General features: G+C 62.3%; 5 protein-coding genes. 3 read left to right on the top strand and 2 right to left on the bottom strand.

What is annotated here, in order from left to right:
* The 3 genes from KVG85_RS05745 (at position 1) to KVG85_RS05735 (ending at position 903) form a co-directional block, all read left to right on the top strand.
* Positions 1-219: a hypothetical protein gene (locus KVG85_RS05745; protein ID WP_042606898.1), complete on the top strand. Its 219-nt coding sequence runs from the start codon at positions 1-3 to the stop codon at positions 217-219.
* A 230-nt stretch (positions 220-449) separates the two neighbouring features.
* Positions 450-644 carry a type II toxin-antitoxin system RelB family antitoxin gene (relB, locus tag KVG85_RS05740; RefSeq protein ID WP_186569711.1) on the top strand — a complete coding sequence of 65 codons (195 nt, stop codon included), beginning with the start codon at positions 450-452 and terminating at the stop codon, positions 642-644.
* Entirely contained in the window at positions 625-903 is a 279-nt protein-coding gene (locus tag KVG85_RS05735) for a type II toxin-antitoxin system RelE/ParE family toxin (protein WP_367615316.1), read from the top strand. The genes relB and KVG85_RS05735 overlap by 20 nt, the downstream gene beginning before the upstream one ends.
* Positions 904-962: 59 nt before the next feature.
* Here KVG85_RS05735 and KVG85_RS05730 read toward each other — a convergent pair whose 3' ends face one another.
* Positions 963-13,448, bottom strand: coding sequence for a filamentous hemagglutinin family protein (locus KVG85_RS05730; RefSeq protein WP_217863228.1), 12,486 nt, complete (start codon positions 13,446-13,448; stop codon positions 963-965).
* Positions 13,449-13,623: 175 nt separating this feature from the next.
* Positions 13,624-14,727 carry a substrate-binding domain-containing protein gene (locus KVG85_RS05725; protein WP_073476730.1) on the bottom strand — a complete coding sequence of 368 codons (1,104 nt, stop codon included), beginning with the start codon at positions 14,725-14,727 and terminating at the stop codon, positions 13,624-13,626.
* Positions 14,728-14,868: the final 141 nt, after the last annotated feature.

Genomic DNA, 14,868 nt, shown 5'->3' with positions numbered 1-14,868 from the left:
ATGAACCCCAACGACGACAAAACTCCCAACGCCCCACCCACCGATGCCAGCGGCAAACCGGTGAATGTGGTCGAGCGCGATCTGCAGGACCGCGACGGCAAAACCGAAGGCGTGGACAAAGTCATCACGCCCTCTTCCACTCGAGTTAAAGAGCAGGAAGCGGAAGAGCTGCAGCGCAAAGTCGACGAGATCGAGCGTAAGGTTGCAGACGGTAACTGAGTGCAGCGTGGCTGTGGCCGCGGCTTTGAGCGGCGGCTGTCAGCCCGATGACCAAAAGCTGATTTCCTACAGAATCGAACTACACAGCTGATCGACTTCACGTGCATCACAAGCGAAGCGTCTGACAGATTTGCATCGTCTGTTTGCGGATGATGTTTCCCTCGTCCCGCCAGTGACGACAACGAGCCACATCCCCCTTAGACTGCTTCACATTGATCATGGAGGTCATGATGAGCGCTGAACTTTCACTTATCGTTTCAGACTTCGAAACCGAAGAAGAGGCTGCGAGCTATGACCTTTGGTATCGGGCCAAAGTACAAGCTGCACTTGATGATCCGCGACCTGGAATCCCTCACGATGAGGCAATGGTGATTCTGGCCCAAAAGATAGAAGAGAGACGCAAAAATCGACGCGCTGCCGGTTAGATGGAGCGATCAGGCTCTCGACGATCTGGCTGACATTACTGGATACATTGAGCAATTCAACCTTCGCGCTTCAGCATCGCTGCTTCGCAAAGTTGGAGCGGCTGCGCAGACGCTTTCTTCAGTTCCACATGGTTTTCGCTTCGGCCGGATACCGGGCACTCGCGAAATGGTGATTCATCCGAACTATCTGCTGGTCTATCGGGTGAATGGCCAGATCCGAATACTGACGGTAATTCATGCCCGAAAGAAATATCCCTGACCTTTCAACCCAAAAAAAGGCGGCCAACCGGCCGCCCAAACGTACTGCACGAGAGTCCTTTACAACGTCAGCTGCCCACGCTCCTCTTCGGTCAGTTGCTCCTTCGCCTGTTCATCCAATGCCCCGGCGCCGAGCACCTGCACCGGGCTGTCCGGGTTATAACCCGTCGCTGGTGCGCGGCTAGCACCATCGCGCGACGGCGCCAGTTGCTCGTTGCCGAAGCTGAGTACCTGGACAGTGAACACCGAGGCCTGGTTCTGCCGCGCCGCTGCCTGTTGCTGACGGGCGACGTCTTCCGCCGCTTGCGTAGCGGAGGATGCCGCCGAACTGGCCGAGGTGATTGCGCCGGTATTCACCGCCGACACCACCGGCACGCCGGTCGCTTTGCCCTGCACCGAAATGTTCGCGGCGTTGACCACCGTCAGCGCGGCGATGTTGACGTTGCCTGATACGCGAATCCCCGCCTCGCCGGCATCGATGGTGCCCAGTGGCGCGATCAGGTCGATGTTGCCCGGCGCCACTTCGGCGATCGGATTGAGCGTGGCGATACCGGCACCGGTACTCGGCACCGATGGCGACAGCGTGACGTTGCCCCAAGTGTCGTAGACACGTTTTGGCGGGGTGTAGACCACGGTGGTTTTCGAGCCGCGACCGGCGTTGATATCGCCCTCGGCGGACCAGCCGAGAATCGAGCCGCCGAAGGTGGTCATGATCCGGCTCTGGCCGAGCAGGATGCTGCCTTGCGAGTACAGCTGAATGTCACCCGAACCCTGGGTGATGATCCCCGCCGTCGACGGCGGCGCCGCGCCTTCGATGCCGAACACCTGACCACCGCCCGGTGTGAGCATCTGGATATCGCCGCCAAACAGCGTCTTGACCCCGGCGCCACCGTACATAGTGATATCGCCGTCGTAGCGAATCGTATTGCCGGCGACATCAGTGGTCGGGAACAGTGCCGCAATGGCGTTGCGACCGCGCAGGTAACTGCCAGTGCGCGGACCACTGGCATCGGTGTATTCCAGGCCACCGGCACGCAATTCGGCGAAGTACACCTGCCGGGCGAAGATCGCCTGCTCGGTACTCGGCAGTGCGGCGAAGAAGGCTTGCGCCTGTTCGTCGTCACCCTTGAAGCCATAACCCAGGCTCAGCCAGCTCTGCAGTTCTTCGCCGTAGGTCTTGACCACTTTGCCCGGTTGCGCGCTGAGGGCCACCGCTGAATCCGCGACGTTTTGCGGGTTCAGATAACGCGCAATGAACCGTGAGTAATCCGGCCCCTGCGCGCCCGCACCCGCTTGCATCACGATGCTCGCACCGGGGCGCTGATCACCTGCCACGACAGGGCCGAGGCTGGTGATGCTGGCGCGATCTTCCATCAGGATATTGCGCCCGGCATTGACGTCCAGAACACCCGGGCCGGCAATGTCGAAGCTGCTGTAGAGAATGTCTCGCCCGGCCGAAACCCGCGAAATGTCGCGCGCATCGTTATGCACGAACAGATTGCCGGTAGACGCGATCTGTTCGTTATTGCGACTCATGCCCCCAACGGGCGCAAACGTGGGTTGCCCCAAATTGGTACCGGACGCCACGATGTCACGCCCCGCCACCATCCACACCGGGCCTGCCGATTCATACCAGGTGCGCTTCGTGGTCGCGAACGCCAGCGTTTCGCCCGTGCGAATTCCTACCAGGTCACCGGTCAGTGCATAGAAGCGCGCCGGCCCCTGAACACTGCTTAACCCCGAGTAGCTATCGGGACCAAAGGCAAACAGTGGATAGCGCGAATTGGTTTGCGCCAGCACACCATCACTGCCGGCGTTGGTCGTGATCGGCCGAGCGGACTGGTTGTTGCCGTAGCCATTGAACGCGGGTGCAAACGGTGTGGCGAGCGCCGCCGGGCTGGCCCCTGACTGGTTGATGGCGTAGCCGCCGGCATAGATCGAATCCCCAGCGATCAGTTCAAGCTGCCCCGCGCTGGAAGGTGCCAACAGCAATGACCAGGCCAGAGCCGGCGCCGGGTTGCCTATGCCGTAGGCCGCTGATGGTCCCGCATAAATCGAGCCCTGGCCGGCCACGGCACGCAATATCGAAGGAAAGACGAAGCGGTCATCGGTCGGTGACCCGTTAAGCCCGGCGACGGGGTCCTGCCCGGTTGTTTCCATCAACTGGGTGCTGGGCGTCAGGTTGCCGCCGGCCGAGAACAAATCGATGGCCGTGTGATCGGTCCACAGCGAGAAACCACTCAAACCGCCACCGGCATGGTAAATGCCATCCGCCGTGGTAAACGGTGTGGAGTTCTGCAGCCTCACGCGGCCGGGATCGGCGGCGCCACCCAACACCAGATCGCCGCGGGTGTTGAGGCGCATGCCGGAGTCACCGGGAATCAGCACCAGCCCACCACTGGCATTACTGGCTGTCGAGTTGAACGGGTCGAAGGCGCGCGTTTCCCGTGGGTCATGAAACAGCGCCGAGGCGCCGTACTGCAGATTGATACCGCCCAACGCGGCGCCCGTCAGTTGCGCCGCACCGCGCAGGTTGATGAGCGCGCCCTGCAAGTCGTGCGTCGGCGTGCCGGTACCCGCCAGGCCGGCACGTGCCTGCAGAGACGGATTAAGGACACCGCCCAGACGAATATCCAGGTCTCCGCCACCGGTCAGTTGCAGGTTCCCGTCACTGTCCACGCGGCCAGTGCTGCCGACAGCAACGATCAACCCCTGACTGCGAGGGTACGACGCATACCTGTCGTCGCCCATGGCCTTGAGCATGCCGGCATCCCCGCCGGCGCTCAGACTGATGTTGCCGCCGCCCAGCGTACCGAACCCGGTAAAGCCCACCAGATAAGGTCTGGTTTCCTCGCCCAGCGCTGGTAATGGCTGCGCAGCGTAGCTGCCGAAATTGATCCACCAGGCAGTCGGTACATCGTTGTTGCCGGTGCCCTGGCGCCAGAGCCAATTGCCCACCGCCACACTCGGCACCTGCTCCCGCGTACCGTCGCCCGTGGCGACCGAGCGACGGCCAAGCACGTCACCCGACACAGACCCGCCGGCATTGATCGTCAGGTTACCGCCCATCTGCGGATACCAGGCCTGATAGAGGTTGGCACTGCCGCCATCGACCCATTTTTCGTAATCGCTGCCAGCGCTGCCCAATACCGAGCCATCAGCCGACAGCCTTCCGCGGGGCTGGTTATAACGCGCGTCGACGTCTGCCGATTGGGTGCCGGCGGTGTAGACGCCGAAAGGTGAGGCCATGCTGAGGTTACCGGCCGCCATCAAATCCAGGTCGCCGGTGCCAGTACGCAAAACGCTGAACATCTGCGTGTGGGCCTGGGCGCTCTTGCTCGGATTGTTTTCAATGCACAGTGCCGGGTCGATGGAGCACCAGAACAATTCGTCATCGTTCATCGGTGTGTAATCCGGCATGCCCATCCAGTTGCCAGGCGCCCACACACTGCGCGCCATGGGCGCGCAAGAACCGGGAGCGATATCACAGAGCACAAGGTATTCCTCGGGAACCGGTTCGTACGGTGTAAAGCCATACTCGTTATCCACCGCCCAGACCAGTTTGCCGGCCACCTCGATCATGCTCACACCATAGTGAGTGTCGGCCATCTGCAAGTTGCCGACGCTGGCCTGAGGTTTCACGCTACGGCTGTCGGCCGCGGTCAGATCGGCCCCTGCCACCATGCGCATCGACCACGACGTACTGCCCGCCGGCAGCATGCTGGCGATCGCCCAGTTTCGACCTTGCTGGTTTCCATTGGCAGGACGCAAGTCGAGCAATACCGTGCCATCGGCGAGCTTCACGTTGGTCATGGAGGGGATCAGCGAACCCCGCAACAGCGCCAACGTTCCGTTCAACACAACACCCACCGTTTTATTGTCGGCATCAACCGCACCCGGCAGCGGCACGCCTTTGGGCCAGAGCAGGGCCTGCAGTGCGGTGGCGTTGTTCAAGCGAATACCTGCACCCAAACGACTGCCGGTCGGCAGGGTCACAGCGTTGTCGAGCAACGTACCGGCGGCATACATCAGGTTACCCGCCGCGTCGTGCACATCGCCGGCCAGCACCGTCCCACCCTGTAACACGTAAGGTGCGGCCAAAGTGCTTTGAACCGGCAACACCGTGCCCGCAGCCAGTGTGGCGGCTTGAATCGGCAGGTCGTAATTCAAGGTGGCGCCAACCGGAAAGAGCGTCCCTTCGGCAAGGCTGACACCACTGCCCGGTACGATCAGGTCACCGCCGAAAGGCTGTATCCCCGGCAACAGTTTCCAGCCAGCGTCGTCCACGGTTTCCGGCGGCGGTGCGAAACCGTCGTTGATGCTGCCGTAGATATCGAGGTCGCCACCGGCACGGATCAACAGGCTGCCCGCTTCCCCGCTGCCATACACCGAGGTCCGGCGAGTGTGCGGGTTGAGGCTGGCGTAACGGTAGCCGGACAAGTCGAGATCGCCCTGCACCACCAGATCGCCGTCAGCGGTTTTGCTGACGATTTCCACCCCCGGGCGCAGATGAAACGCATCGGCATAGGTCGCATTGTTGAGGCCGGCCAGTTTGCGTTGTAGCAGATCACTGTTACCCAGCGCCGCATCGATAAAGCCGCTGCTGTCTGAGTGAATGCGATCCAGGTAGGCTTGATCGATCACTTGATATGGGCGACCGCTGGCCGCCGGATCGGTGCCATCGGCAGCATCACTGTAACTTCGCACGGCATTCAGCCCGATGGAGCGCGCACCTTGAATATTCAACGTACCGCTGGCATCCACCGCAATGTCACCGCCGCCCAGGCGCGGTGCATTCAGCTCCAGCGTCCCACGCAACACGTCATCGCGTTGTCCCGCCTGGTTTCCAGGCACGGCATCGGTGCCGTGACGCAGATCAATCCGTGCACCAGCGACCAGCGTCAGCACGCCGTCACCTGAATTGAGTTCAACCATGGCGCGGTTCGGTGCGTCGATAATTTTGCCGTAGCTGTCGACGCGCAGTACGCGGCCATGGGCATCGAGCAGCGCGTTGCCCGTCAGGCTCAAACCGTTTTTGCCGGCAAGGCGAATGCTGCCGACCCGTTCACCACTGGCATCGATCACCCCGTCCACGGTCAGGTTGCCGTTGTCCACCGAGACATTGACTTCGCCCGCTTTGAGTTCGTTACCGATACGCAGATCGCCCTGCTTGAACTGGAAGCTTCGACTGCCCACTACCCCGCCGGCATTCAAGCGCAGGTTAAGGCTGGCAAAGGCCTGGCTCAAATCACCCGCCAGGCGCTGGGCGCGAATGTCCACGCCACCGGCCTTGTACGGCACCCACGTGCCGCCCGCGTCGTAATAGCCACTGCTGCGGCCGACAATCTGGCCTTGCAGATCAACCTGTCCAGCGTCAGTGGCCAGGGCCACAACGTTCAATTGGCCGGCCTGATTGTTGACGGCGGACAGATCGATTCGCGAGCCCGCCAACTGACGAATATTGCCGTTGTTGCTCTGCAACGACACGTCGCCGCCCCAGCTGTATTTCTGCACATCATTGAACGGCAGAACCCGGCCCGCCATGTCCACCTGCGCGCCGCTGCCAAGCAGCAGATCATCCTCGGCATTGACCAGCAGCTTGCCGCTGGCGAGGACGATGCGACTGTCGAGCACAACACTGCGTGCCGTCAGGCTCAGTTGCGCACCGAGGGCATCCGCGGCAGCCGTTGTGGCGCTACCACTCAGAGTCAGGTTGTTGCCCGCCTTGAGTTCACTGACCGAGGCGGCCTCGCCGGTCAGCAATGGCGTGCGCAGATTGAGATTGCCGCCGCTGTAGCTGAACCCCTTGACCGCGTCATAAGCTCCTTGGGATTCGTACACCGCCAGACTGCCCTTGTGGTTGGCGGTGATGCGCTCGCTGGCGTTGAGGTTGACGTTGGCAAACCCCAAGGCCAGTCGGTTATTGCGATCCAGGCCATTGGGCTGCGGGTTCGGGCCATAACCCAATTCGATCCGCTGCGCCTGAATATCCAGCGTGCCGTGCCCGTTGCCGGCGCCGTCGTTGACCACCGTACCCGGGGCCTGAGTCGCCCCGTTCCAGATCAGATTGCGGGTGCGGATCGTCGCGACATCGGTAGCAGCGCCCGAGCCGTAGATAGCCGGGCTACCCAACACCAGATTCTGCAAACGGCTCTGGCCGGTCTGCGGATCAATGGTGTCGAGGGTCACGCTGCCGAAAAAGTTGAACGCATCGCGGGCCACCAGACTCAGGGTTTCCAGCGCGGGGGCGCCAGATTGCGTGTCGCCCTGCAACAGGCGATCCAGCACGTTCTGGTTTAGCGTCAGGCCCGCGGGTGTGCGGCCGCTGGCTGCGGCCAGTGCTTGCGGACTGCCGGCATTGACCACACCGACCGAAAGCCCGAGTTGGCGAGTGCCAAAGCGCACGCTTTCGCCCAGTTCGAAGTCTTTGTCAGTGGCGGCGATGATGCTGCCGTTGGAGTACAGCAACGCCGCAGCGGTGCAATCGGCCGTCGGACAGTTGCCGATACGAATGCTCCCGCCCCCGCCTTCGGTGGGCGCAAGCACCGGCGTCCAGCCGTTGGACACCACCAGCAGGCTGGAGCGCCCCGGTTCGTAGACGAAACCGGCTGCGGCATCATACGGAACGTTACCTCGCCCCAAGGTATTGACGCCCGCTCCCGCATCGATGGTGATGCCGCCATTGGCGCTGTTACTGCTCAGCACGACCTCTGGCGCCGAGAGGATCGCGCCCTCGCGCAGACGAATCGCCGAGGTATTGCCGATCACCTTGATCGAGCCGCCCTCCGCACCGTAATACACGGTTGGGGTGCCACCGATGGTCAAACGTCCGGCATTCAAGCGGTTGAGGGTGTCGGCGTACAGCGATACACCGTCGAACCCTGGCGTTCGCGTATGCCCGGCACCGAGAATTTCAAACTCTGCGCCGGTATAACCGCCCTGAACGACCGCCGTACCAATGACCCCGCCGCTGGCAGGTTTGAACAGCACCTGCCCGTTGAAATCCAGGGCTGAGTCGTGCTCGCCGCCACTGACCATGCGCAGGTGCAGCGTGTTGCCGTCCAGCGGTGTGCGGGCGCGCGGCAGACCGCGGCGGGCAGCATCGTTGAGCACAAATTGGCTGAACCCGGTTTCGTTGTACTGTGAATAGCGCCGCAGCACATCGGCAGACGTCACGATGACCTGGCTGGGCAAACTGTCGCGGATACCGGTGTTGGCAATCGACAGCTGTCCGGCCGTGGTCCAGGAGCCATTGCGCAACTTCAACGCACTGTCCATCGGCCCCGCAATCGCTTGACCATTGATTTCGACCCGGAAGGCGCCCGGTAACAAGGCAAAGGTCGATGGCAACAAGGTGTAGGTGCCGGGTGCCAGTCCGGCAACGCCGGTCCCGAGGGTGATCTGCTGGCCGATACGCGGATCGACCGCGCCGGCCTCGGCCAGCATCGGCGCATAGCGGCTCTGGTCACCGGCCACGATTGCATACACGGGGTTATTGGCCAGCCCCGGCAAACTGAAGGTGCCATCGGTGGCATTGCGTACCAGCGGATTGAAACGCGCGTCGGTGGAGCCACCTCGTCCGGAGACAAAACCGGCACCGCGCAAATCGCCGCCGCCCGAAAGGTCGATCACCGCCCCGGCCTGCACATTGGTGTATTGCGCATCAAGGATGACCCCGGAGGTCGCTCCGGCAATGCCATTCAACATCACCGACTTACCGTTGTACCGATAGTCGATACCGTCGGTGGTTCCTCCATAGGGCATGACCAGTCCGGCGGCGCTGACTGAAGTCACGCTGCCCGGCAGAAGGTGAAGTTCACGGGTTTTGACAATGACGTCATCACCCAGGGATATCAGCCCCAAAGGCGCACGAATGACGCCGCCCTGCTCGATCTGTCCCGCACTGAGTGTCAGGCTGCCGAACACCGAGTAAGGCAAAGCGGTCGGCGCCGCCCCGTGATTGCCGATACGCAACGTATGCTCCGGCACCGATCCGGCCATACTTTGATAGCCCACTCGCACCTCAGCCGAGACGCCGCTGGCCGGGTAGATCTGCGCAGCCCGCATGTGCATGTCACCCGCAGTCCACAGACGGCTGCGCTGCTGTTCATCGGTTGGCGCGAGGAAGCGCAAGTCGCCCTGGCTGTCGAGCGTGACCAGACCAAAGCCACGGCGGCTGACCGCCAGCGCCGGTGCGGCCGATTGCACGAGAGTCCCTTCGGTGCCGAATGAAAGCGAGTTGCCCACGTCCAGCAGGTTCGCGCTGGCGGTGAATTGCGCGCCGGACAACTGCGCTGTCGGATTGCTCATCACCCGCGGACGCACTTTGACTTCCGAGCTGAAATAGGTGCCCAGCCCTGACAGGCGCAGGTAAGGTGCGCTGAGGTTGACCCGGGCGCTGTCACTCGCCGACTCGGCCAATGAAAGGGAACCGGCGAACAGGCTCAGGCCCTGTCCCATGTGCAGGTCGACATCGCCGTCGAACGTCATCAGACCGTTGCTCAGCAGACTCACGCTGTCGAAGCCACCGCTCATAAGCTGATCGGCACTCAAGCGTGTACGCCCGTAGCGTAAAAGTGGCGAAGCCTCTCCCGCTCGCAGCGGCTGCGGCAGTGCCGGCGCAGGCCCTTGGGCAATGATCAGTTCACGTGGCACGCGCACCGCATTGCTCAAGTTCGCGGAACCGTACGCCGGTGTATCCAGAGCGATCTCCAGACGCCCGCCCGCCGCACCCGCACCGCCAGCATTGGCCTGCAGACTGCCCTCGATGAACAGACCATTGTAGGAACTCAGGGTGATCCGTCCGCCATCGGTGGCCACACGAGCGGGGCCTTGCCCACCGCTATCGAGCACGGCTTGCGCACCGGACGCTTCCAGTCGCGCACCGTTGCGGATGATGACGAAAGCATCGGCAGCGGTCGCCGTGACTTTCTTCACATCAATCTCGCCACCGACAATGATCGAGCCACCCTTGCCAACTTGGCCGTAGACGCGGCCCAGCGCATCGACAGCGGTCGCTGCCCGACCGGCGACATCGATCAAGGCATGTTCACCGATCCAGATCGAACGGTTGTGCGGGGTCGGATCGGCCTCTTGCAAGGACGTCGCCACATCAATCGCGCCGAACTGCTGTTGACGGATATCGACAATACCGCCCCAAGCGTTGAGTTCACCATCAAGCGTGATCTGGCCTGCCCCGCGCAAACCGATGCGCTGGCCGGGATCGACACTGATCCGTGAGCCTTCGCCAATCGACAACGGACTGCTGGCAGGATCAATCAAGCCAGCAAGCGTCGCGCCGGCCTGCAATGCGACAGAAGCGCCGGCCCTTTGCGTCAAGACACCCTTGAGCGGGTCTTCCTGAAATAACGCGGGCGTCCATAGCTCCAGCGCAGCGCGCGGCGACATACCGGACACAATGGTCGAGGCGGATTCGCCAAACCGATAGACCGGCATCTGCACATCGATCGCGCTTTGCGCGGCGACCTCCAGCCCCTTCAGACCGATGATGTTGTAGGCGCTGAACCCCGTGCGGAACAGCTCCGGCGTCAGGCGCAAGGTCTGTTCTTCGGCCACTTCGCCGGAAGCGCCGATCCGCACCTTGCTGGCCTGCACGGTCAAGGTGCCGCCGCCGCTCACGCCATAGCCCTGCACCTCGCCATCGAGCACCATGCGCGACTTGCCTGGTGCACTGTTGGCGCTGGATTCAAGCGTCACGTCGCCACCCTTGCCGCCACGCGTCTTGCCGTTGGCCAATACCGCACCGCCCGACGAAACATCGACCAGACTGCCACTGGCCAGCAGAATGTCGCCGGTACTGCGGATCGACACCGTCCCGCCATTGAGGAACGCAAGGCCGCCCGTGTCGTCCGGGTTACTCGACAGGTTGCTCCACAGACCGCGTGTCTGCAGCTGCACACCCTGCGCAACCGTCACTCGCGCTTGCTTGCCTGCTGAAACCTGGAGACTGGTGTCATCACGCCGATCGGTGGCGAGCTGGTTCAAAACGTTGCCCAATTGCAGACTGCCGCCTTGCGCAATCAGATCGGCATTGACCTGCACGTCAGGGCTGAACAGGGTGATGTTGCCACCGTGATCCACGGTCACGCCTTCATTGACTTCAATCGTGTTTTTCGCCGAGATCTTCAGCGCGCCCAGCGCGAAACCATTGAGCAGCCCGGCATCGAGGAACAGTTTGCCTGCGCGTTCTGCCGTGACCGCATCGGTCAGCCCTGCGTTCGCTACGCTGGCATGCGCGCCCCCCACTTGCACCTGATCGAGCAACGGGTCGAGTTGATAGAGCAGGCCGGCACTGGCAGCGACATAAGCAGCATCGTAACTGCCAACCACCAACTGCCCTCGCCGCGCCCGGGCGGTCTGGGTCTGGGCATAGCCGTCCAGACTTGCCCGCGGTGCCTGGATTTGCCGTTCGCCCTGAAACACCTCACCCAACAGCTGGCCTTCCAGCACGGCGTTGCCCGTGGCGATCACCAACTGGCCGGCATCCCGGCCAACGGTGTACCCCGCTTCCTGGCGACGCGTCGGCGCGATCAGCGGGCTATAGAAATAATCCGTCTGGCCCCAGCGCTCGCTGTGACTTTCGTAACCTTTGTAAAGACCGTTGTAGAGAATATCGCCCGGCGCACGCGACACTTCGTATAACCGCCCGTCCGCACCGCGCAGCCAGCTCTGGCGAATCTCGCCGCCCTGCACATCAAGCGTGCCGCCGGACACATTGATCAGCGAACCTTTTTCGCTGATCACGTCCTTTCCGGAAAACCGCACCTCACCGCCCTGCGCCATCCATTCACCAACGCCATGGCCCTGAGTGCCGAGGTATCCGCCGACCTCCAACAACCCACCGGCGGTGTACCAGCGGTCGGTGGCGTAACCGTTGGTGCCCGCCGGCACGAATACCAGCTCACGGACATCGACCCAGATGTCGTTACTGTTGAGCGCGCCGTTCTCGCGATTGACCGGCGCATCACGCTGCTCGTTGCCCTGGACGTTGATCTTGATGTTGTTGTTTGCCATCGCCACTTTGACGCCGAGGGCGCCGGACACGTCGATCACCACCCCCTCGCGCAATAGACTGCGTTGTCCGGCGGCAACTGCCACCTGCCCACCGGTGGCAAGAGTGATCGAGCCGCTTTTGAATTCGACGGTGCCGCCGCTGCCGATGTCGATGCGTGACTGATCGCTGCGGATCCGGTTGTTGGCATTGACGCCGGTCAGCGCGGCCTCGCGCTGGCTGTCCAGGGCCGTGAGATCACTGCTGTCGAGCAGAATCGCACTGACGCCATTTTCGCCCAGGGTCACACGGCCTTGGGCATCGCTGGCCGGATTGAGCAAATGCACGGTGCCGCGCGTCGCCACCGAAGTGCTCGCCAGCAGCACACCGTTTTGCACAACGTCGCGGCCGGTCAGGGTGATGTCGCCGGTGGATGCCTGGATCAGGCCGGTGTTGCTGACCTTGCCCGAGCTGTCAGCCTTGAAACCGGGAATGACCTCACTGCCGAAGGTGGTTGAATAACCATTACCGTCGGTGCCCGAGCCCTTGCGGATATGGAAACGGTCCCCCGCACCCAGCACCGTCTGACCTTTGGCCGTACTGATCGAGCCGTCGTTCTGCACGTCCTGGCCGAGCAGAAAGGTATAGCCGCCGGCGTCGGTGGAGAGCGCAGGTTGATGCGTTTGTATGGCTGCGCCACGCTCCACCAGGACTTTGCCAGCAGCGTCGGTAAAGGTTGGCTGACTGCCGGTGCTATCGAAATACAGACCCCGATCGCGAAATTGTGCATCGGTCATGTTCGCGGCTGCCGCTACCAGATTTCGCACATTGACCTGGCTGCCACCGCTGAAGACGATGCCGTTGCGGTTGATCAGCATCACCGTGCCGTCCGCTTTGATCTGCCCCTGAATCTGGCTGGCCCGTGCGCTCGGATCGTTGACGCGATTGAGCACCGCCCAGTTGGCCTGCTGGGCAAATTCCACTGTGGTATTGCGGCCGACGTTGAACGTTTCCCAATTGAGAATCGCCTTGTCGGCGGTCTGCTCGATCTTCACCGTGGTCTTGCCGTCGGCCTGGGTCTGTTGCGGGCCTTTGGCGTTCATCCAGCCCTGGCTCAGGCTGTTATCGACCTTCAGGCCGCCCTCGCCCAATCCGTCCGGAACCACTTGCACACTGCCCAATGCGGCGGCACGTCCAGCGGCTTGTGCGGCCTGCTGAGCGGCAATCGCTGCCACGGTGTTATTGAGCGTCTGCAAAGAGCGCTGCAACTGCTGGCTGGCCCGTTGCTGCTGTGCCAGCGGTGGGGTCATCCCCGGCAGACCGCTCCCACCCGGACGCGACGCCGAAGCCTGCTGCGCTGCGCCCTTCGCGGCAAACCAGGTGGAACTGAACGCTGTCGCCGCCTCGGCACTGCCCGCCACCAGACACAAGGCGACGGCTTGCGCCAATGGCTTGAGCAGCCACTGTGCGGGATCGCCCGCGCCACGTTTGATCGGCCGGATACGGTTACTGTGACGGGAGGTGCGAGCAAGCATCACTACAGGTCCTTTTGGGTGGCAGGTCGGATCAGCCCTGCTGTTACGACATAGGCAGTTGGCGAGCCTCACGACCGAACGGATGTCACACAAACTTCATGATCAAGGAGTAAATCGGCAAAAAAAAAACAGCAGCCCGAAGGCTGCTGCCGTTTCATTGCAGTTGAGACAAGGCTTACAAAGGACGACCAATGCCGTTGCAGGCGTTGGCGTTGTTGATGTCCAGGTTATTGCCCGAGGTGTTGGTGATGAAGTTGGCGGTCACAGCGGTTTTCCAGTTGTTGGGAACCGGCGTGAAGCTGTGGGCGACGGTGGCGACGTTGTTGCCCGGGTTGCTGTAGTGGGTGGTCAGGAAGTTGCGCACGGCGGTGGCCACGGCTGCATCTTTGTAGCACTGGCCGAAGATGAAGTTGGTGTAAGCCACAATCGGGTAACCGCTTGCCGGGTTAGGCACGACCGGGGCCCAGCCAGCCGGGTTGGCAGGTGCGCTTGGCACCGGTGCAGTGCTCAGCGCCAGCGTCACGTTAGCGTTGGTTGGCTGGACGCCATTGACGCGGGCGACCACAGCGTTGCTGGTGGCGTTCACGCCGTCCGGACCCACATAGCCGATCGAACCGTCCACGGCGTTCACCGCAGTGGCCACATCAGCGGTGTTGGCTACGCCGACCCAAGTCGATGGCAGCGCGGAACCGGCCGGCAGACGAGCGTTGGTGAAGGTGGAGTTGACGGCGAATTTGGTCGGGCAGATCGAGTTCAGGTGACGGCTGAGGATTTCGGTGGTGCCGCTCGAAGTGCTGCGATAAACCACGCGGATTGCGGTGGTGTCGGCGGTACCCAACAGCGCGCCCCAGGTAGTCTTGGTGCCCGACAACGCGTCGCACAACTGAGCGCTGGTCAGGTTAAGGGTGGTGTTGCCGGCTTTTTTGTACGGAATGGCAACCGAAGTGGCCACCGATGGCAGCTGGATCAACGGGCCGTACGAAGCACCGAAGTTGGTGGTGTAGGTGCTCAGTTCCGCAGCGCTGAGGATCGAGTCGCTAGCGGCGAAATGCACGGTGCCGGTAGTGCTGAACTGTGCAGCGTTGTTGGTCAGGAAGGCGCTTTTGCCGATGCCGCTACCGGTCACGGCGTAGCTGAAGTTGGCAGGCAGGATGCTGTTGGCAGAACCTTTGTACAGTGCGGCAGGCAGCGAGGCGCCACCACCGGTTACGGCCATGGCCTGGGCGGAAGCCAGAGCGGCGACGGTCAGTGAGGCGGCGATCAGAGTGCGCTTGAACATGAAGAATCTCCTTTTCAACTTGGTTGGGAACACAGGTTTCGGAAGGCTTGCATGACACCGGGAGGGTCCACCGCAGTGGAGCCGCAGGGAGAAATTCGCAGCTTCCGGTGACAGATAAAGGAAAAAACCTCGGGAGCTGCG

The organism is Pseudomonas triticicola (assembly GCF_019145375.1).
Classification (GTDB): Bacteria; Pseudomonadota; Gammaproteobacteria; order Pseudomonadales; family Pseudomonadaceae; genus Aquipseudomonas; species Aquipseudomonas triticicola.
This window is presented reverse-complemented; position numbering and strand designations above follow the sequence as displayed.